This window comes from Pseudomonas sp. HN2, assembly GCF_020736465.1.
GTDB lineage: Bacteria > Pseudomonadota > Gammaproteobacteria > Pseudomonadales > Pseudomonadaceae > Aquipseudomonas > Aquipseudomonas moraviensis_A.
Genome location: NZ_CP085885.1, coordinates 4,383,510 through 4,402,541 on the forward strand (window position 1 = coordinate 4,383,510; position 19,032 = coordinate 4,402,541).

The window sequence follows — 19,032 nt, forward strand, 5'->3', positions numbered from 1 at the left end:
GTGTGCCGAACGCCGTTTCCGGCAGCCCGGAAACCGACGGTACTACATGAAAAGAATGCTGATTAACGCAACTCAACCCGAAGAGTTGCGTGTTGCACTGGTAGATGGCCAGCGCCTCTACGACCTGGACATCGAATCCGGTGCACGCGAGCAGAAGAAGGCCAACATCTATAAAGGCCGCATCACTCGCATCGAACCAAGCCTTGAGGCTGCCTTTGTCGATTTCGGCTCCGAGCGCCACGGCTTCCTGCCCCTCAAAGAAATCTCCCGCGAATACTTCAAGAAAGCCCCCGAAGGCCGCGTCAACATTAAGGACGTCCTGAGCGAAGGCCAGGAAGTCATCGTTCAGGTCGAGAAAGAAGAACGTGGCAACAAGGGCGCCGCCCTCACCACCTTCATCAGCCTGGCCGGTCGTTACCTCGTGCTGATGCCGAACAACCCGCGTGCCGGCGGCATCTCCCGTCGCATCGAAGGCGAAGAGCGCAACGAACTGCGTGAAGCGCTGAACGGCCTGGTCGCTCCGGCCGACATGGGTCTGATCGTGCGCACTGCCGGCCTGGGCCGCAGCAGCGAAGAAATGCAGTGGGACCTCGACTACCTGCTGCAACTGTGGACCGCCATCAAAGAGGCTTCGCTGGATCGCTCCGCGCCATTCCTGATCTACCAGGAAAGCAACGTGATCATCCGCGCCATCCGCGATTATCTGCGCCAGGACATCGGCGAAGTGCTGATCGACAGCGTTGAAGCCCAGGACGAAGCCCTGACCTTCATCCGCCAGGTGATGCCGCAGTACGCCAGCAAGATCAAGCTGTACGAAGACAGCGTGCCGCTGTTCAACCGTTTCCAGATCGAAAGCCAGATTGAGACCGCGTTCCAGCGCGTCGTCGAACTGCCTTCCGGCGGCTCCATCGTCATCGATCCGACCGAAGCCCTGGTGTCCATCGACATCAACTCGGCGCGCGCCACCAAAGGCAGCGACATCGAAGAAACCGCCCTGCAGACCAACCTTGAAGCCGCCGAAGAAATCGCCCGTCAGTTGCGCCTGCGCGACATCGGCGGCCTGATCGTCATCGACTTCATCGACATGACCCCGGCCAAGAACCAGCGCGCCGTGGAAGAAAAAGTCCGTGAATGCCTGGAAGCCGACCGCGCCCGTGTGCAGATCGGTCGCATCTCGCGCTTCGGCCTGCTGGAAATGTCCCGTCAGCGCCTGCGTCCATCGCTTGGCGAAAGCAGCGGCATCGTCTGCCCGCGTTGCAACGGCACCGGCATCATCCGTGACGTTGAATCGCTGTCGCTGGCAATCCTGCGTCTGATCGAAGAAGAAGCCCTGAAGGACCGCACCGCCGAAGTTCGCGCGCAAGTGCCGATCCCGGTCGCCGCCTTCCTGCTCAACGAAAAACGCAACTCGATCACCAAGATCGAACTGCGCACCCGTGCCCGCATCGTCATTCTGCCGAACGATCACCTCGAAACGCCGCACTTCGAAGTTCAGCGTCTGCGTGATGACAGCCCGGAAGCCGCGACCAACCAGTCCAGCTACGAAATCGCTGCGGCAGCTGCCGAAGTCGAAGAAGTCCAGCCAGCCGCTGCCACCCGTACCCTGGTTCGCCAGGAAGCTGCGGTGAAGACTGCGCCGGCCCGCGCCAACGCGCCGGTGCCGACTGAAGTTGCCCCTGCCGCCCCTGCTCCGGCACCGGTTGCCGCGCCTGAGCCGAGCCTGTTCAAAGGTCTGGTGAAGTCGCTGGTCAGCCTGTTCGCCACCAAGGAAGAGCCAGCCGCACCGGTTGCCGTTGCAAAACCGGCTGCCACCGAGCGTCCAGCGCGTAACGAAGAGCGTCGCAACGGTCGTCAGCAGAGCCGCAACCGTAACGGTCGCCGCGATGAAGAACGCAAGCCGCGCGAAGAACGTGCTCCACGTGAAGAGCGTGCGCCGCGCGAACCGCGTGAAGAGCGTCAGCCACGTGAAGTCCGTGAGCCCCGTGAAGCTCGCAGCGAAGCACCGGTTGCCCGCGAAGAGCGCGCACCACGTGCCCCGCGTGAAGAACGTGCACCGCGCGCACCGCGTGAAGATCGCAAGCCGCGTGGCGAGCGTGAAGAACGCGTACGTGAACTGCGCGAGCCACTGGACGCCGCGCCAGCCGCAGCCGCAGCCACCGCTGCCGTGTCGGCTGAAGAGCGTCCGGCCCGTCAGCCACGCGAAGAACGCGCTCCGCGTCCGCCGCGTGAAGAACGTCAACCGCGCGCCGAACAAGCCGCTGCTGCCGTCGCTGAAGAAGAAGTGAACACCCATAACGAAGAGCAACTGCCGGAAGACGGTCAGGACAGCGCCGAAGGCGATCGTCCACGTCGTCGCTCCCGTGGTCAGCGTCGTCGCAGCAACCGTCGCGAGCGTCAGCGTGATGCCAACGGCAACGTGATCGAAGGTTCAGAAGAATCCGAGTCCGCTGAAAACGCTGGTGAGCCAAGCACTGCCGATCTGGCCGCTGGCCTGGCCGTCACCGCCGCCGTTGCCAGCAGCACCATCAGCGCGCCGGCTGAAGCCCAGGCCCACGAGCAGGCTGAACGCGCCACCGCCGCCACACTGGAAACTGCTCCAGTCGAAGCGCCGGTTGTCGAAGCCACCACCCCTGTGGAAGTGACCGCTGCACCGGAAATCGAAGTGGCCCCGGTTCGCGAAGCCCAACCTCAGGCTGAAGCGGCGGCTGAACCAGAAGCTACCGTTGAAGTGCCAGCTGCCGTCACTGAGCCAGCGGTTGAAACCGTCACTGAAGACGTGACCAAAACCGTGCGTGAAGTTCGCGAAGAGCAGACTGCGTTCAACTGGGTTGCCGAGCCAGCCGTCACCGAAGCGCCAGCGCCAGTCGCTGAAGTCGAAGTGCCGCAGGCCATGGTTTCCGAGCCAGTAGTTGCAGCGGCCGAACCGGCTCCAGAGCCAGTGGTTGAAGCACCAGCTGTCGAAGCACCGGTTGCGAAAGCTCAGGTTGAAGAAGCACCAGCCGTAGTCGAAGCGCCTGCCCCGGTAGTTGAAGCACCGGCCCCGGTCAGCGCCCTGACGCCAAACGGCCGCGCGCCAAACGACCCGCGTGAAGTGCGTCGTCGCAAGCGTGAAGCCGAGCGTCTGCAGAAGGAAGCCGAACTGGCTGCCGCTGCGGCGCCAGTGGCTGCCGAACCAGCCCCTGCGGCTGAAGTGGTCGAGGCAGCCCCTGCCCCGATCGCGGAAGAAGCATCGGTTGAAGCGGTGATCGCTGAAGCACCACGCTCCGTTCAGGACGCGGTCGAGCAGCGCGAAGAAGCCCAGGAAAAACACCACGAGCCTAAACCACTCGTGTAATTCCTGAAGCGATTAAAAAGCCCCGCCAGGTGAAAGCCTGGCGGGGCTTTTTATTGACTGCGATTCAGGCCGCACCGATGTTCATTGTAGGAGTGAGCCTGCTCGCGATAGCGGTGTGTCAGTCAGCACACATGTAGCTGAACGACCACTATCGCGAGCAGGCTCACTCCTACAGGGGATTTGTGCATGGCTCAAGAATGAGGAAATACCAAAGATTCAGGCACATCGATATCCCACAATACACCAGGATCTTCCACCGCCACTTCCACCATCCTACCCTGCGCAAACAACGGCCGGGCCCCACGATCACCGGTCAGCGTCTGCAACTGCGCGCCAAACGAACGACCGAACCCCACCGGATGGCCAAACTCGCCGTTCAGCACCGGCACACTCACCGCATCGTCAGCCATCGCCGCGACCACTCGCTCAATACTCGATGGCAAGATAAACGGCATATCACCCAGCACGATCAACCAGCCATCGGCGTCAGGGCAAGCGGCAACACCTGCGGCGATACTGTCACCCATGCCTATCGATGCGATCGACACCACATCGCAGCCGTAAGCCTGGGCCATGCGCATCGCCTGCGGGCGCGCTTCGGTCGTGACCAGTACGCGCTTGTCGAGACTGGCCGGCAGGTTCACGAGTACTTGCTCGATCACCGAGCGCACGACGTCGTCGCGCCCCGTGCAGTCAGCGAGCAACTTGTCTTTGTCAGGGCCGGCGATCTGGCGAAAGCGCTTGCCCTCGCCCGCTGCCAGCACGATCACTGCGATGGATTGGCTCATGCACCCTCCAGCGGTTTTTTCTGCTTCAACTCCACACCGTTCTTGATCGCGACAATTTCCGCCAGCAACGACAAAGCGATCTCCGCTGGCGAATGACTGCCGATGTGCAGGCCGATCGGCCCGTGCAGGCGATCAATCGATGTTTGCGACAAGCCTAGCTGAGCGAGGTTATCCCGGCGCTTCTGGCTGTTGACCCGCGAGCCCAGCGCGCCGACGTAGAACGCCGGCGAGTCGAGCGCGGTGAGCAACGCCATGTCGTCCAGCCGAGGATCGTGGGTCAAGGCAACGATCGCCGTGCGCTCGTCGGTCTGGATGTTCAGCACTGCTTCGTCCGGCATGCCGGGAACAAAACGGCCATGTTGCTCTTCCCAGCCGTAAACGAACTCGGTGCGTGGATCGCAGATCAGCACTTCGAAATCCAGCAGCCGCGCCATGTCGGCGACGTAGCGCGACAACTGCCCGGCGCCGATCAACAACAGGCGCCAGCGCGGGCCATAAATCGCTCGCAGGACTTTGCCGTCGAACACCAGTGAGTCGGATTTAGTCGCCGGAGTTAACAGCACCTCGCCGGTTTCGATGTTCAGTTCCCGGGCAACGATTTCATGGTTTTCGCAACGCTGCAGCAGCTCGGCCACCCACGCCGGATCCCCGACGCGCTCCTCGGTCAGGCGCAGGGTGCCGCCGCATGGCAGGCCGAAACGCGCGGCCTCCTCGCGGGTCACGCCGTAGGTAATCATCTGCACTGGCGGGCCCTCGGTGGCGATGCGACCGTCGTGCAGGCGCGCGATCAGGTCATCCTCGACACAGCCGCCCGACACCGAGCCGATCACCACGCCATCTTCACGCAAGGCGAGCATGGCGCCGGGCGAGCGCGGTGCGGTGCCCCAGGTCTGCACCACACTGAACAGCACCACCCGCTGCCCGGCGCGGCGCCATTCGAGGACGCTGCGCAGGACGTTGAGATCGACGCTGTCCATTACGCCTCCGCCTTCTGCCAGCCTTGCAACTGATAACGCACCGGCAGATTGCGGATGCGCTTGCCGGTCGCGGCGAAGATCGCATTGCACAGCGCCGGAGCAATTGGCGGTACGCCCGGCTCACCAACGCCACCCAACGGCACGTCCCCCGGCGGCGTGACCAGATGCACCGCAACTTCCTTCGGTGCCAGCGACATGCGCGCGACCTCGTACATATGGAAGTTGTCCTGCTGCACCTTGCCGTCCTTGAAGCTGATTTCACCGAGTACGGCATTGCCCAGGCCCATGACGCACGCGCCTTCGAACTGCGAACGGATACGCTCAGGGTTGATTTGCGGTCCGCAGTCCACGGCGATGTCGGCCTTGTGCACGATCAGCGAACCGTCGTCCTTGACCTCGACCTCAATCACCGCCGCCACATAGGTGACGAAGCTGTAATGCACGGCCAGACCGAGCCCCCGGCCCTTGGGCAGCTTGCGCCCCCAACCGGCAGCCTTGGCGGCCGTTTCCAGCACCGTGCGCATGCGACCGGTGTCGATCGGATAACGCTCGGGCGATTCGCCGTAGTTCCACTCTTCGCTCAAGGTGCGAGGATCGATCTGCCGGTCCGGCCCGAGCAGTTTGATCTGGTACTTGAGCGGATCTTCACCGGCCTTGTGCGCCAATTCATCAACGAAACTCTGAATCGCAAAGCCATGGGGAATGTTCGATACCGAGCGGTACCAGCCGACCCGCGTGTGCACTTTGGCTTCGGGGTTTTCCAGGCGCACGTTGGGAATCGCGTAGGCCATGCTGGTAAAGCCCATGCCCAGCTCGAACGCGGCTTCATGGTTCATGTCCGGGGCAAACAGTGCAGTGATGCTTGGCGCCACGGTGCGATGCAGCCAACCGGAGGGCATGCCGTTCTTGTCGATGCCGGCCTTCAGGTACTCCGCCGATACGGTGTGGAAATACGAATTGTGGATGTCGTCTTCACGCGTCCACTGCACCCGTACAGCCTTGCCCGGAAATTCCTTGGCGAGAATCGCCGCTTCGACGACGAAGTCCGGTTTCGACTTGCGCCCGAACCCACCGCCCAGCAGCGTTACGTTGAAAGTGACCTTTTCGAACGGTACGCCCAGGCGCTCGGCGATGCGCTCACGGGTGACCTGCGGTGCCTGGCTCGGCGCCCAGGCTTCGCACACACCGTCCTTGAACCGCGCAATCGCAACCATCGGTTCCATCGGCGCCTGCGCCAGATGCGGCAGGTAATACGAGGCTTCGAGGGTGCTGGCAGCGCCGCTCAGGGCCTTGTCGATGTCACCGGTGTTGCGCACCACTTTGCCGGCTGTCAGCGACGCGGCTTCAAGCTCTTTGCGATAGGCAATCGAGTCATAACTGGCATTCGGGCCGTCGTCCCACTCGATCTTCAGCACCTCGCGGCCCTTGATCGCCGCCCAGGTGTTGCTGGCGACGACTGCGACGCCGCCCAACGGCTGAAACTCCGACGGCAACGGTCGGCCTTCGATCTGAATGACTTTTAGCACGCCCGGGACTTTCAGTGCGGCGCTGTCATCGAGGCTTTTGACCTTGCCGCCATACACTGCCGGGCGAGCGATGGTGGCGTAGAGCATGCCGTCGAAATGCACGTCGGCGCCGTACACTGCGCGGCCATTGACGATGTCGGCACCATCAATGGCCTTGGTGCCTTCTTTGCCGATGTAGCGAAACTCCGACGGCTGCTTGAGGCGCAGGCTGTCACGCGCCGGTACTGCCAGCGCACTGGCCGCAGCGGCGAGCTCGCCATACCCCAGCTCACGGCCGGAGGGTTTATGAATAACTTTGTGCAGTTGCGCATGGCATTCGCCGACCGGCACTTTCCATTGCGCAGCGGCCGCCTGTTCGAGCATGGTCCGCGCGGCCGCGCCGCAACGACGCATCGGCTCATACCAGTGACGCATGCTGCGCGAACCGTCGGTGTCTTGGTTGCCGAAGCGCACTTCGTCACCGGGCGCCTGCTGCACTTTGACCTGCGCCCAATCGGCCTCCAGTTCATCGGCAACCACCATGCTCAGGCTGGTGCGCACGCCCTGGCCCATTTCCGAACGGTTGCACACCACGGTGACGCTGCCATCGGCGGCAATGCTTACATAGACCTTGGGATCGTCGACCCAACCATTGGGCATGCCGTCGGCGCCGAACTTCTTCGCCGCGTCATCGGCCAGCGCATCCTGCCAGCCCCAACTCGCCGCAAGGACCAGCGCGCTGGTGGCGCCGACGCCTTTGAGAAAGCCACGGCGGCTGAGGTTGCTCAGGGCGAAATCATTCGGGACGCGGCTCATGCCTTCACCTCCTTCAGTTGCGTGGAGGCCTGGCGGATCGCGGTTTTGATCCGGTTGTAGGTGCCGCAGCGGCAGATGTTGCCGACCATGGCTTCTTCGATCTGCTCGTCGCTCGGGTTGGGATTGGTTTTCAGCAGAGCGGTGGCCGACATGATCTGCCCGCCCTGGCAATAACCGCATTGCGCGACCGCGCTGTCGAGCCAGGCTTGCTGAACGACCTTGCCCACCGGATCGGCGTGGAGGTTATCGATGGTGGTGACATTCTGGCCGATCACCGAGCCGATCGGCGTGATGCAACTGCGCGCCGGCAAGCCGTCGATGTGGATGGTGCAGGCGCCGCACAGGCCCATGCCGCAACCGAACTTGGTGCCGTTGTAACCGGCTACGTCACGAATCGCCCACAGCAGCGGCATGTCTTCGGTGACATCGAGGGAGTGGTCTTGACCGTTGAGTTTCAGGGTAATCATGGGCACGCCCGCATATTTTTTAGTGGTTATGGGGTCGAGCAATCTGCCGCCGGAAAATCAGCGGTGGGTTCGCGCAGATCGACTCAGGCTAATCAGGCTCTCTTGCGCCGACGGGAACGTCTGCACCGGGCCTTTGGGTGGAGCAAATGGTAGGTATCGTTAGGTCGCTAAGTTAACCCAGCATTAACAAAAAAGCCCTGCACTTTTTTCAGCAGTGCAGGGCTTTGGATGGCGTCAGGCAAGCGTAGCCTCAATACCGATTGGGCTCCATTTCCAGTTCGACATGGAAGCGCTCGGCGATGTCTTTCTGGATACGTTGCGCCAGGTCGAGCAGTTGCAGACCGGTGGCCGTGCCGTAGTTGACCAGCACCAGTGCCTGCAACTTGTGCACGCCGGCATCGCCGTCGCGAAAACCCTTCCAGCCGGCGCGTTCGATCAGCCAGCCGGCGGCCAGTTTCATCTGTCCATCGGCTTGCGGGTAAGCCACCAGATCCGGGTGCTGCGCTTTGATCTGCGTGACTGCAGCGGCGGGCACCAGCGGGTTCTTGAAGAAGCTGCCGGCGTTGCCGAGCACCGCCGGGTCCGGCAGTTTTTCGCTGCGGATGCTGCAGATGGCGCGGCTGACGTCGGTGGGCGTCGGCTGCTCGATGCCCTGCTCGCTCAAGCGCTGACGCACTGGGCCGTATTCCAGATGCAGGTGCGCTGCGCGATCGAGCCTGAAGCGCACCCGCAGGATCAGCCAACGTCCCGGCTGCTGCTTGAACAGGCTGTCGCGGTAGCCGAAGTTGCAGTCTTCCAGACTGAAATCACGCAGCTCGCCGCTCTCGCGGTCGAGCGCGGTCAGCCCGGCAAACACGTCTTTGATCTCGACGCCATAGGCACCGATATTCTGCATCGGCGCGGCGCCGACGGTGCCAGGAATCAGGCTGAGGTTTTCCAGCCCGGCCAGCCCCTGGGCCAGCGTGTGCTGGACGAACGGGTGCCACGGCTCGCCCGCTTCCGCCTCGATCACTACGCGACTGCCATCATCGCTGAGCAGCCGAATGCCACGAGTGGCCATGCGCAACACCAACGCCTGAACATCCGCCGTCAGCAGCAAATTGCTGCCGCCGCCGATCACCAGCAACGGCACGTCATGGGACGCGGCATAGGCCAGCGCCTCGCGGACGTCGGCGTCGCTGTGGGCTTCGGCAAACAGTTGCGCACGCACATCGACGCCAAAGGTGTTGAACGCTTTCAGCGACACTTGTGCTTGGATCTGCAAACTCATAAGCGGCCCTTCACTTCGATCAGCAGTTGATCGCAGGCCGCTTCGATCAGATCGAGCACCTGCTCGAAACCCTGATCACCGTCGTAATACGGATCTGGCACTTCATCGATCAATCCAGCATAGCGACGCAGGAACAGGTCAAGCTCGGCCTTGCCGGCGGACGGCTGCAAGGCTTTGAGGTTGCGCAGGTTGCTGTTATCCATGGCGAGAATCAGGTCGTAGCTGGCGAAATCGGCCCGGCTGACCTGCTGCGCGCGTTGCGTCGACAGGTCATAACCGCGCAGTTTCGCCGCGGCCTGGCTGCGCTTGTCCGGCGGGTTGCCGACGTGCCAGTCACCGGTGCCGGCGGAGGCCACTTCGACCACGTCCGCCAATCCGGCTTCGCGCAACTTGTGGCGCAACACGCCTTCGGCGGTGGGCGAACGGCAGATGTTGCCCAGGCACACAAACAGAACGCGCATCAGGCCCCCAGCAGGCGACGAACCCGCTCAAGGTCTTCGACGGTGTCGACGCCGGTCGGCGGCGCGATCAGCGCGTCGGCGACATGAATGCGCACGCCGTGCCACAAGGCACGCAGTTGCTCGAGGGATTCGGTGTTTTCCAGCCAGCACGGCCCCCAGCTCACGAAGTCGTGGAGGAACCCGGCGCGATAGGCATAAATACCGATGTGGCGGCGATAGGGCACGCCTTCCGGCAGTTGCTCGCGGTTTCTGGCGAATGCATCGCGAGCCCATGGCAAGGTTGCACGACTGAATGTCAGGGCCAGACCGTTGATGTCGCTGGAAACCTTCACAACGTTGGGGTTGAACAGGGTTTCCACATCTTCGATCGGCTCGGCCAGCGTGGCCATGCGCGCTTCGGTATGGGCAGCAAGGTTGGCGGCGACCTGATCGATCACGCTCGGCGGAATCAGCGGCTCATCGCCTTGCACGTTGACCACGATCGCATCCGGCGCAAGGCCCAGTTTCGTCGCGACTTCGGCCAGACGATCAGTGCCGGAATTGTGATCTTCACGGGTCAGCACCACTTCGGCGCCAAAGCTGTTGCACGCCTCGACGATGCGCGCGTCATCGGTAGCCACCACGACGCGGGTCGCGCTGCTTTTGCTCGCCTGTTCCCAGACATGCTGGATCATCGGCTTGCCGGCGATATCGAGCAACGGCTTGCCCGGCAGACGGGTCGAGGCGAAACGCGACGGGATGACAACGGTGAAGGCTGTGGTCATTTATCCAGGCGCTCGTCGGTGGTCAGGGTGCGCGCTTCGCTTTCCAGCATTACCGGGATGCCGTCGCGGATCGGGTACGCCAGGCCGGCGCCCTTGCTGATCAGTTCGGTCTTGTCGGCGCTGAGCTTGAGCGGGCCTTTGCACACGGGGCAAGCAAGGATGTCGAGCAGTTTGGTGTCCATGAACATTCCCAGAAATAAAAACAGTTAAGGCAACAGACGATCCGGCAACAGGCGCATCAGCTGCGTGTCGAACCAGGCCACGAAGGCCGACGATGGCACGGCATCGACCGCCAGATACCACCAGTCGGCAGCAGCAAAGGCACGGCACTTCACCGCGTCCTTTTCGGTCATTACCAAGGGCAATGACGGGGTGAAATTCAGGGCCTGCACGCTGTACTCGGCGTGGTCGGCAAACGCATGCGGAACTGGCCGCCAGTCTAGCGCTTCGAGGGTATTGAAGAAACGTTGCGGATTGCCGATCCCGGCTACCGCGTGCAGCGCCTGGCCGGGCGGAAAATGCTCGAGCGACTGCCGTTCGCCGCTGTGCAGATTGACCAGCGCCGTCGGTTGCAGGCGGAAGGCGAAACCGTCGTCGCGATCAGCCAAGGCGCCGTTGAACAATACGCCGTCGACACTTTGCAGGCGCTCGACCGGCTCACGCAACGGTCCGGCCGGCAGACAGCGCTGGTTGCCCAGGCCACGAGCCGCATCGATCAGTACCAGTTCCAGATCCCGTGCGAGGCGGTAATGCTGCATGCCATCGTCGGACAGGATCAGGTCCAAGGGCTCACTGGCGATCAAGGCTTTGACGGCGGCGCTGCGATCAGGGTCGATCATCAGTGGCACGCCGGTGCGCTGGACAATCAGCAGCGGCTCGTCACCGGCAACCTCGGCGCTGTGCGCAGCCTCGACGCGCCACGGCAGGTGCGGCGGCCTGGCGCCATAACCACGACTGACCACGCCAACCCGCAGTCCACGGCGCCGGCAATGCTCGATCAGCCAGAGAATCATCGGTGTCTTGCCGGTGCCGCCGACGGTGATATTGCCGACCACAATCAGCGGCACGGGCGATTGGTAGATTTCACCTTCGCCGTCGAGAAAGCGCTGACGTTTGTTGATCACCACACGGCGATACAACATTTCCAGCGGCCGCAGCAGCGTCAGGGCCGGGTGCCCCTGATACCACGCGGCGAGCAGGCGATCGGAGAGGCTCATCAGGATTTCGGCGCCGCCTCGACCGTGGTCATGCGCAGATGGCTGAAACCGAGCTTGCCGGCCGCGTCCATGGCGGTGATCACCGATTGGTGCTGGGCCTTGCCATCGGCACTGATCGACAGCGGCATGCTGGTATCGCCGTTGGATTCTTTCTGCATGGCTTCCATCAGCGTCGGCAGGTCATTCTTCGGCAGAATCCTGTTATTCACCGAGAACACGCCTTCGGCGCTGATCGCGACGTCCAGTTGTTTGACTTGCTGATCTTCGGCCGGCGAACCGCTGACTGCTTCCGGCAAATCCACGCGCAACTGGGTTTCACGGGTGAAGGTGGTAGTGACCACGAAAAACAGCAGCAGAATGAACACCACGTCGATCAGCGACGCGAGGTTGATATCGATGGTTTCCCGAGGCTTGCGACGGAATTTCACGCGCGGCCCTCGGCCAGATCGACATCACGGTCGCCCTGCACCACTTCCACCAGTTTGATCGCTTCCTGCTCCATGCCGACCACCAGCTCGTCGATACGGCGTTGCAGGAAACGGTGGAAGAACACCGCCGGAATACCGACCATCAGGCCCGCCGCCGTGGTGATCAGCGCCTTGGAAATACCGCCGGCCAGCACCGATGCATTGGTGGTCATGCCGGAACCGGTGAAGGCACTGAAAATGTCGATCATGCCGAGCACAGTGCCGAGCAGACCGAGCAACGGCGACATCGCGGCGATGGTGCCCAACGCGTTGACGTAGCGTTCGAGCTCATGAATCACCCGCGCGGCGGCCTCTTCGATGCATTCCTTCATGATCTCGCGACCATGCTTGGAATTGGCCAGGCCCGCGGCGAGGATTTCCCCCAGCGGCGAGTTGGCGCGCAATTCCTTGAGTTTTTCCTTGTTGAGCTGCTTGTCCTTGATCCAGACCCAGACCTGACCCAGCAGATGCTCGGGGGTGACGCGACTGGCGCGCAGTGTCCACAGGCGTTCGGCAACGATCGCCATGGCCGCAATGGAACTCAGAATGATCGGCAACATCATCCAGCCGCCGGATTTGACCAATTCCCACACAGTGACAGTCCCCTCGAAAAAGTGCGCCACTTTACCATACCGATCCGCGATTAAGACCCGCCGCCCCGACGACCGTAAGGTGGCAACCATGCTGGCACCGATCAACGGCCAGGCGCCGGCGGCTCGCGCCAGAAGCGCCGCTGGTGACGCATCGTCCACGGCGGTTTGAAGCTGCCCAGTTGCAGATGGATGGCGCCCTGCTCGGCGCTGTCATAGATGCGCAGGCCTTGCTTGCGGTAGCGCGCAAGCACGGTCGGATGCGGGTGACCGAAGGAGTTGCCGTGGCCACGGGAGATCAGCACCGCTTCTGGCTGCAAGGCTTTGAGCAGGGCCATCGACGATGAGCTGCGACTGCCGTGATGCGGCGATTGCAGCCATTGCGTCGGCACCGCCAGTGGACTGTCGAGCAGAACGCGCTCGGCGTGAATGTCGATGTCGCCGGTGAGCAGCAGGCGCTCGCCGTTGGCTTCGATCTGCAAGACACAGGAGCGCTGGTTGCTGTCATCGGCCGCCGACCATTGCCAGAGCTGGAACTGCACGCCATCCCATTGCCACTGTTCGCCATTTGCGCAGGCTTCGGCGCTCAACTCCGGCGGCAGGTTTGGCGGGTCGCCACTGACGATGCGGTGCACGTTCAATCCACGCATCACCGCCCCGGCGCCGCCAGCGTGATCGGCGTCGGCATGGCTGAGCAGCATCAGGTCGAGCGTTTGCAGATTGAGTTTGCGCAGCGCTGGCAGCACCACCCGCTCGCCGAGATCGAACTCGCCGAAACGCGGCCCGGCGTCATAGAGCAACGCGTGATGGCGGGTGCGCACGAGGATGGCCAGGCCTTGGCCGACGTCGAGTTGCCAGACATCGGCCCGCCCCTCTTCTATTCGCTCTCGCGGCGGCAATATCAGCAGCAACATCAACGGCCAGCCCAATGGACGTAGCGGCACACCACGGGGCAACAGCAATAACAAGGCGCCGAGGCTGCCCAAGACCAGCGCCCACAATGGAATGGCGGCGGGTATCCACGCCGGCCATTGCCCGGCAATCAGCGCCAGTCCGATAAACAGCCAGTCGATCAAACCACCGGCCAGCCACAACAACCCTTCGCCAACATAAGGCACGGGCAGCAATAGCGTGCCGAGCAACGCCGGCGGCAATACCACAAGACTGACCCACGGCACCGCAAACAGATTCGCCACGGGGCCACTGACGCTGATCGGCAGGCTGAGCGCCAGCAACACCGGACACAAGCCAATCGCGATCAGCCACTGCGCGCGGGTCCAGGTCTGCCACCAGCGCCAAGCGCCCAGCCGCCCGCCGAAGGTGAAAATCAGTACGGCCACCGCCGCGAAAGACAGCCAGAACCCGGGACGCAAACTGGCCAACGGATCAAACAGCAGCACGCCGTTGAACGCCAGCAACAACGGCCTCCACGCACCGAGATGGCGAAAACGCAGGCGCCACAACAGCACCAGCGCCACCATCACGCAGGCGCGCTGCACCGGCACATCGAAACCGGCGAGCAAGCCATAACCCAGCGCCGCCGCGAAGGCCAGGCCGCATGCCCAGGGCAGCCATGGCCAGCGCAACGGCCACAAACCGTATCGCGAAAGCCCGGCGACCAGCAGATACATCACCGCGGCGAGCAAACCGATGTGCTGGCCGGAAATCACCAGCAAATGCACGGTGCCGGTGTCTTGCAGTACCTGCCAGTACTCGCGACTCAGACCCGAACCGTCGCCGAGCACCAGCGCCGCCAACGCGCCCTCTCGCCCCTGCGCATCGACCGCCAGCAGGCGCTGACGAACGCTGTCGCGCCAGGCGTACCGGGCCTCAGCCAGACGCTGGCCATCTTTGATCGTACCGGTCGCACCGATGCGCTGGGCGAGCAGCCAGGCCTCGTAATCGAAGGCGTCCGGGTTGAGCAAGCCACCCGGGCGCTTCAACTTCACCGCCAGACGCCAGCGTTCGCCGCTGTTGACCGGCGGCCCGGCGTACCAGGCCAGGCGCATCAGCGATGGCAGCTTTTCGTGGCGCGAGCGGGCGTCAGCCAGTTCGAAACGCACCACACCGTCGCCGTGCTGCGGCAAGCCGACCACACGCCCCTCGAGCCAACGGGTTTCGCCGTCCAGTGGCGGCGGCAAGCGGTCATTCAGAGCCATCTGCGCGCCGACGCAGACCCATGTGAAGCCAAACAACAAAAATGCCAGTGGATAGCTGCGAAACGGTAGGAGCATCAGCGCCACCACCGGCAGTACCACCCACCAACCGACCGGCGGCAAGGCCGGCAAAAAAACCGGGGCCAGCAGACCGACTGCCAGCGCCATCATCCCTGTGCGCATATGCCCGTCCTTGAGAGTCCCCTCCTTAGGCATAGCGGGTCTGCGGCACCACTGTGGTCAACAATTGTCACAAAGTCTGAATGGGCGGTTCGTAGAATCCAGACATACTTGCCGCCTTAACCGACCGAGAAGCCTTATGCCCCGGCGCTTATTCAAACGTTACATGCCCGACCCGACGAGCATCAGGGAACACAAATCCTTACGCTTTCTCGGCAAGTTGCTGCATGACCCGAACCTCTGGCACCTCAACCGCCACTCGGTGGCCCGGGCGATGGCGGTCGGCCTGTTTGCCGCGTTCCTGCCGATACCAGCACAGATGCTGGTCGCGGCGGCGCTGGCGGTGATGGTGCGCGGCAACATGCCGATCGCGGTGAGTCTGGTCTGGCTGACCAACCCGATCACCATGCCGGCGGTGTTTTTCTGTACCTATCAGGCCGGGGCGTTCCTGATGGATGTGCCGGCGCGACATCTGCCGGACGAGTTGACCTGGGAATGGATCAGCGGCGAATTGTCGACGCTTTGGCAACCGTTTCTGTTGGGCTCGGTGGTCGTCGGCCTGGTGCTGGGCATCCTCGCCTACTTTCTGGTGATGCTGTACTGGCGCTGGTGGGTGGCGCGGCAATGGCGGCGGCGCAAGAAAAGCCGGCAGAAATGAATGCAAAACGGCCTCCGCGATGGGAGGCCGTTTTTTCGTTGTGTCTGGGCTGGCCCCTTCGCGAGCAGGCTCGCTCCCACGGACATCATTCCAGTGTGGGAGCGAGCCTGCTCGCGAAGAAGGCGACGCGGTCCTGGATCAGGTACGCATGCCGCGCCCGCTCACCAGCAACCGCGCACAGCCGAGATACAGCACCACGGTCGCTACCAGCATGAACGTAATGGCGATGCCGATGCGGATATCCGAGACACCAAGGATGCCGTAGCGGAAGGCGTTGACCATGTGCAGCACCGGGTTGGCCAACGACACGGTCTGCCAGAACGGCGGCAGCAAGGTGATCGAGTAGAACACGCCGCCCAGGTAAGTCAGCGGAGTCAGCACAAAAGTGGGGATGATCGAAATATCATCGAAGTTGCGCGCAAACACCGCGTTGATGAAGCCCAGCAACGAGAAGATCGTCGCGGTCAGCACCACCACCAGAATGGTCACGCCGAGGTGATGGACCTGCAAATCGGTGAAGAACAGCGACAGAATCGTCACGATCAGACCCACCGCCAGACCGCGCAATACACCACCAATGGTGAAGCCGATGAGGATCGTGTGCGGGGACACCGGTGAGACCATCAGCTCTTCGATCGAACGCTGGAACTTGCTGCCGAAGAAGCTCGATACCACGTTGCCGTAAGAGTTGGTGATCACCGACATCATGATCAGGCCCGGCACGATGTACTCCATGTAGGTGAAGCCACCCATGTCGCCGATCTGCCGGCCGATCAGGTTGCCGAAGATCACGAAGTACAGAACCATGGTAATCGCCGGCGGCAGCAGCGTCTGCGGCCAGATCCGCATGAAGCGTTTGACCTCGCGGTAGACGATGGTTTGCAGGGCGACCAGGTTGGGACCGAACTCGGAACTCATACCGCCACCTTCGACAGATTTTTCTCCACCAGGGACACGAACAACTCCTCGAGGCGATTGGTTTTGTTGCGCAGGCTCAGCACTTCGATGTTCTGCCGCGCCAACTGGGTGAACAGCGCCGTAATGCCCATGGATTTGTCGACCTGGACTTCCAGGGTATGACTGTCAAGCAACCGGGCGGGGTAGCCGAGCAATTGCGGCGCCGCATGCAGGTCGTTTTTCAGATCCAGCAAAAAGGTTTCCACGTGCAACTGGCCCAGCAATTGTTTCATGCTGGTGTTTTCGACGATGGTGCCGTGGTCGATGATGCCGATGTTGCGGCACAACTGCTCGGCCTCTTCCAGATAATGCGTGGTCAGGATGATGGTGATGCCTTTCTGGTTCAGCTCGGTGAGGAAGGTCCACATCGAACGGCGCAGCTCGATATCAACGCCAGCAGTCGGCTCATCGAGGATCAGCAGACGCGGTTCGTGCACCAGTGCACGGGCGATCATCAGACGACGTTTCATGCCGCCGGACAGCGAACGCGACGGCACATCGCGCTTGTCCCACAGGCCGAGCTGGGTCAGGTACTGCTCGGCGCGCTCCTTGGCGACTTTCGCCGGAATGCCGTAGTAACCGGCCTGGGTCACGACGATGTCGAAGGTCTTCTCGAACTGGTTGAAATTGAATTCCTGCGGCACCACACCGATCGAGCGCTTGAGCGCCGCCGGGTTCTTGTCCAGATCGTGGCCGAAGATATTCACCGTACCGCTGGTCTTGTTGACCAGGGTCGAGAGGATGCCAATGGTGGTGGATTTGCCGGCGCCGTTGGGGCCGAGCAAGGCGAAAAAGTCACCTTCGGCGACGTCCAGATCGATACCACTCAAGGCCTGGAACCCGTTGCCGTAGGTTTTGGTTAGCTGCCGGATGGACAGAGCGGAACTCATATCGGATTTACGCACCAAGAAGGAAGGAAAGGAATAAATTAGGGCGGGCGGCGAGGGAAACAACCGCGGCGCAAGTTCGCAATGGTGCTTGCCGCCGCCGCACAAGTACAGTCAAGTGTGTCGATAGTAATTATCAAGTCAACGCGGTCATGACCGCTTTCTGATAGGCCGCACGCTGCTTCAAACGTTCATACCAGGCTTGCAGGTGGGGCTGCGGAGCGCGCTCGATGGGCATTTCGAACCAGGCATAAATGAAGCTGCCCAGCGGGATGTCACCCATGCCGATGTCATTGCCGGAGAGATAAGGCTGGCTGATCAGGGCATGGTCGGCCATGTTCAGCAATTCATCGCATTCCTTGATCGCGCCGTTGATCGCCTTCCAGTCCTGCTTCTCGGAGGGCGTGCGCAGCACACCCCAGAACACCGTGCGAAACGGCCCGGCGAAGCTCGAAGTGGTCCAGTCCATCCACTTGTCCGCCGTGGCGCGGGCTTGCGCATCGGCCGGATACCAGGCGCTGTCCGGTGCATGTTTGGCCAACAGATAGCGAACGATGGCGTTGGATTCCCACAGCACGAAACCATCATCTTCGATCACCGGCACCCGGCCATTGGGGTTCATCGCGCGGTACTCGGGCGTGTCGACCACACCGAACGCGCCACCGGCATCGATGGCCTCGTAAGCCAGGCCCAGCTCCTCGGCAGCCCACAAGGGCTTCCTGACGTTCGATGAATTTTTCCGTCCCCAGATCTTCAGCATGACCGCCTCTTTGCACATGAGTGGACGGCCAGCATACGCCGGATCAGGTGCGGCTCAAATCAGTCTGCATATCACCCAGCAGCACGGGCAGTTGCTCGCTGAACAGATGCGGATAGCACTTTTGCAGGTGCTCGAAGAAGAAGGTTTCCGGCACGTCGGTGAACTGACCGTGATCGAGCAGATACTCCATCAACTGCGCGCCGTCCCGGTTGAACGGGTGGAAAACGCTGTCGTTGATCCCGTCGAACTCCAGCGCTGCGACGTTGAACAGCTCGCACAGTTGCTGGTTGAACGCCGGCGTCGCCTTGACCCAGCGGCCGGCGAGAAACAGCTCGGTGTAGCCATGCATGGCAAACACATCGCTTTTGAGCAACTCAAGCAGCCGCGGCGTCGACAGGTGATTGCGTACATCGGCCAGACCGATGCGCGCCGGGATCCCGCAATGCCGCGCGCACCCGGCAAGCAGCGTGGCTTTCGGCACGCAGTAACTCTGCCCCGCTGCCAGTGCGTAACTGCCGCGCAAGGTTTGCGGATCACGGCTGAAGGTGTAAGGGTTGTAGCGCACCGCCTCGCGCACGGCGTAATAAAGACTGATCGCCTGCTCACGCGGATCATTGCTGGCACCGCGATGCTGCTCGGCGAACTCCACCACTGCCGGGTGGTCACTATCGATGAAGCGGCCGGGGCTCAGATACTCGTGCATGGCGGCAATCTCCTGGTTAAGCCACGAGTCTAGCGACAGCCTGAGCACAGAGATAACGACGTTTCGGCCAAACCT

The 19,032-nt window shown here is 62.3% G+C and carries 18 protein-coding genes; 2 read left to right on the forward strand and 16 right to left on the reverse strand.

All coding sequences use genetic code 11. From position 1 onward, the window contains the following. The first annotated feature begins 46 nt into the window (after positions 1–46). Positions 47–3,334, forward strand: a complete 3,288-nt coding sequence (gene rne / locus LIS66_RS19355; RefSeq protein WP_227972835.1) for a ribonuclease E — start codon at positions 47–49, stop codon at positions 3,332–3,334. A 191-nt stretch (positions 3,335–3,525) separates the two neighbouring features. Here the strand turns inward: rne and LIS66_RS19360 are convergent, their stop codons facing one another. From LIS66_RS19360 to LIS66_RS19415, 12 genes are all read right to left on the reverse strand, one after another. Further along, positions 3,526–4,122, reverse strand: a complete 597-nt coding sequence (locus tag LIS66_RS19360) for a nucleotidyltransferase family protein (RefSeq protein ID WP_227972836.1) — start codon at positions 4,120–4,122, stop codon at positions 3,526–3,528. Beyond that, positions 4,119–5,099: an XdhC family protein gene (locus tag LIS66_RS19365; RefSeq protein ID WP_227972837.1), complete on the reverse strand. Its 981-nt coding sequence runs from the start codon at positions 5,097–5,099 to the stop codon at positions 4,119–4,121. Before LIS66_RS19365 ends, LIS66_RS19360 begins: the two co-directional genes overlap by 4 nt. After that, entirely contained in the window at positions 5,099–7,420 is a 2,322-nt protein-coding gene (locus LIS66_RS19370; protein ID WP_227972838.1) for a xanthine dehydrogenase family protein molybdopterin-binding subunit, read from the reverse strand. Before LIS66_RS19370 ends, LIS66_RS19365 begins: the two co-directional genes overlap by 1 nt. Next, a complete protein-coding gene (locus tag LIS66_RS19375; protein ID WP_041479453.1) occupies positions 7,417–7,887 on the reverse strand; it encodes a (2Fe-2S)-binding protein in 471 nt (156 codons plus the stop codon). The genes LIS66_RS19370 and LIS66_RS19375 overlap by 4 nt, the downstream gene beginning before the upstream one ends. Positions 7,888–8,137: 250 nt before the next feature. After that, positions 8,138–9,157, reverse strand: coding sequence for a UDP-N-acetylmuramate dehydrogenase (gene murB / locus LIS66_RS19380; protein WP_227972839.1), 1,020 nt, complete (start codon positions 9,155–9,157; stop codon positions 8,138–8,140). Continuing rightward, positions 9,154–9,618, reverse strand: coding sequence for a low molecular weight protein-tyrosine-phosphatase (locus LIS66_RS19385; protein WP_227972840.1), 465 nt, complete (start codon positions 9,616–9,618; stop codon positions 9,154–9,156). The genes murB and LIS66_RS19385 overlap by 4 nt, the downstream gene beginning before the upstream one ends. Beyond that, a complete protein-coding gene (kdsB, locus tag LIS66_RS19390; RefSeq protein ID WP_227972841.1) occupies positions 9,618–10,382 on the reverse strand; it encodes a 3-deoxy-manno-octulosonate cytidylyltransferase in 765 nt (254 codons plus the stop codon). The genes LIS66_RS19385 and kdsB overlap by 1 nt, the downstream gene beginning before the upstream one ends. Further along, on the reverse strand, positions 10,379–10,564 hold the full coding sequence (locus LIS66_RS19395) for a Trm112 family protein (protein ID WP_003179363.1): 186 nt from the start codon (positions 10,562–10,564) through the stop codon (positions 10,379–10,381). The genes kdsB and LIS66_RS19395 overlap by 4 nt, the downstream gene beginning before the upstream one ends. A gap of 24 nt (positions 10,565–10,588) precedes the next feature. Then, complete coding sequence (gene lpxK / locus LIS66_RS19400; RefSeq protein ID WP_227972842.1) at positions 10,589–11,599, reverse strand: tetraacyldisaccharide 4'-kinase; 1,011 nt, start codon at positions 11,597–11,599, stop codon at positions 10,589–10,591. Continuing rightward, complete coding sequence (locus LIS66_RS19405) at positions 11,599–12,027, reverse strand: ExbD/TolR family protein (RefSeq protein WP_042610688.1); 429 nt, start codon at positions 12,025–12,027, stop codon at positions 11,599–11,601. The genes lpxK and LIS66_RS19405 overlap by 1 nt, the downstream gene beginning before the upstream one ends. Then, entirely contained in the window at positions 12,024–12,659 is a 636-nt protein-coding gene (locus LIS66_RS19410; protein ID WP_007908216.1) for a MotA/TolQ/ExbB proton channel family protein, read from the reverse strand. The genes LIS66_RS19405 and LIS66_RS19410 overlap by 4 nt, the downstream gene beginning before the upstream one ends. Positions 12,660–12,760: 101 nt before the next feature. Further along, the gene (locus tag LIS66_RS19415) at positions 12,761–14,995 is read right to left on the reverse strand and encodes a DNA internalization-related competence protein ComEC/Rec2 (RefSeq protein ID WP_227972843.1); all 2,235 of its coding nucleotides are present in this window, start codon (positions 14,993–14,995) and stop codon (positions 12,761–12,763) included. A 136-nt stretch (positions 14,996–15,131) separates the two neighbouring features. On the opposite strand from LIS66_RS19415, the gene LIS66_RS19420 reads away from it, so the two are divergent. Next, positions 15,132–15,650, forward strand: a complete 519-nt coding sequence (locus tag LIS66_RS19420; RefSeq protein WP_042610686.1) for a DUF2062 domain-containing protein — start codon at positions 15,132–15,134, stop codon at positions 15,648–15,650. A gap of 138 nt (positions 15,651–15,788) precedes the next feature. On the opposite strand, the gene LIS66_RS19425 is transcribed toward LIS66_RS19420, so the two are convergent. From LIS66_RS19425 to LIS66_RS19440, 4 genes are all read right to left on the reverse strand, one after another. Then, a complete protein-coding gene (locus tag LIS66_RS19425) occupies positions 15,789–16,568 on the reverse strand; it encodes an ABC transporter permease (protein WP_039760202.1) in 780 nt (259 codons plus the stop codon). Further along, entirely contained in the window at positions 16,565–17,497 is a 933-nt protein-coding gene (locus LIS66_RS19430) for an ABC transporter ATP-binding protein (protein WP_227972844.1), read from the reverse strand. Before LIS66_RS19430 ends, LIS66_RS19425 begins: the two co-directional genes overlap by 4 nt. 133 nt (positions 17,498–17,630) lie before the next feature. Further along, the gene (locus tag LIS66_RS19435) at positions 17,631–18,254 is read right to left on the reverse strand and encodes a glutathione S-transferase family protein (RefSeq protein ID WP_227972845.1); all 624 of its coding nucleotides are present in this window, start codon (positions 18,252–18,254) and stop codon (positions 17,631–17,633) included. A 43-nt stretch (positions 18,255–18,297) separates the two neighbouring features. Further along, a complete protein-coding gene (locus LIS66_RS19440; RefSeq protein ID WP_064361446.1) occupies positions 18,298–18,957 on the reverse strand; it encodes a transglutaminase-like domain-containing protein in 660 nt (219 codons plus the stop codon). Positions 18,958–19,032: the final 75 nt, after the last annotated feature.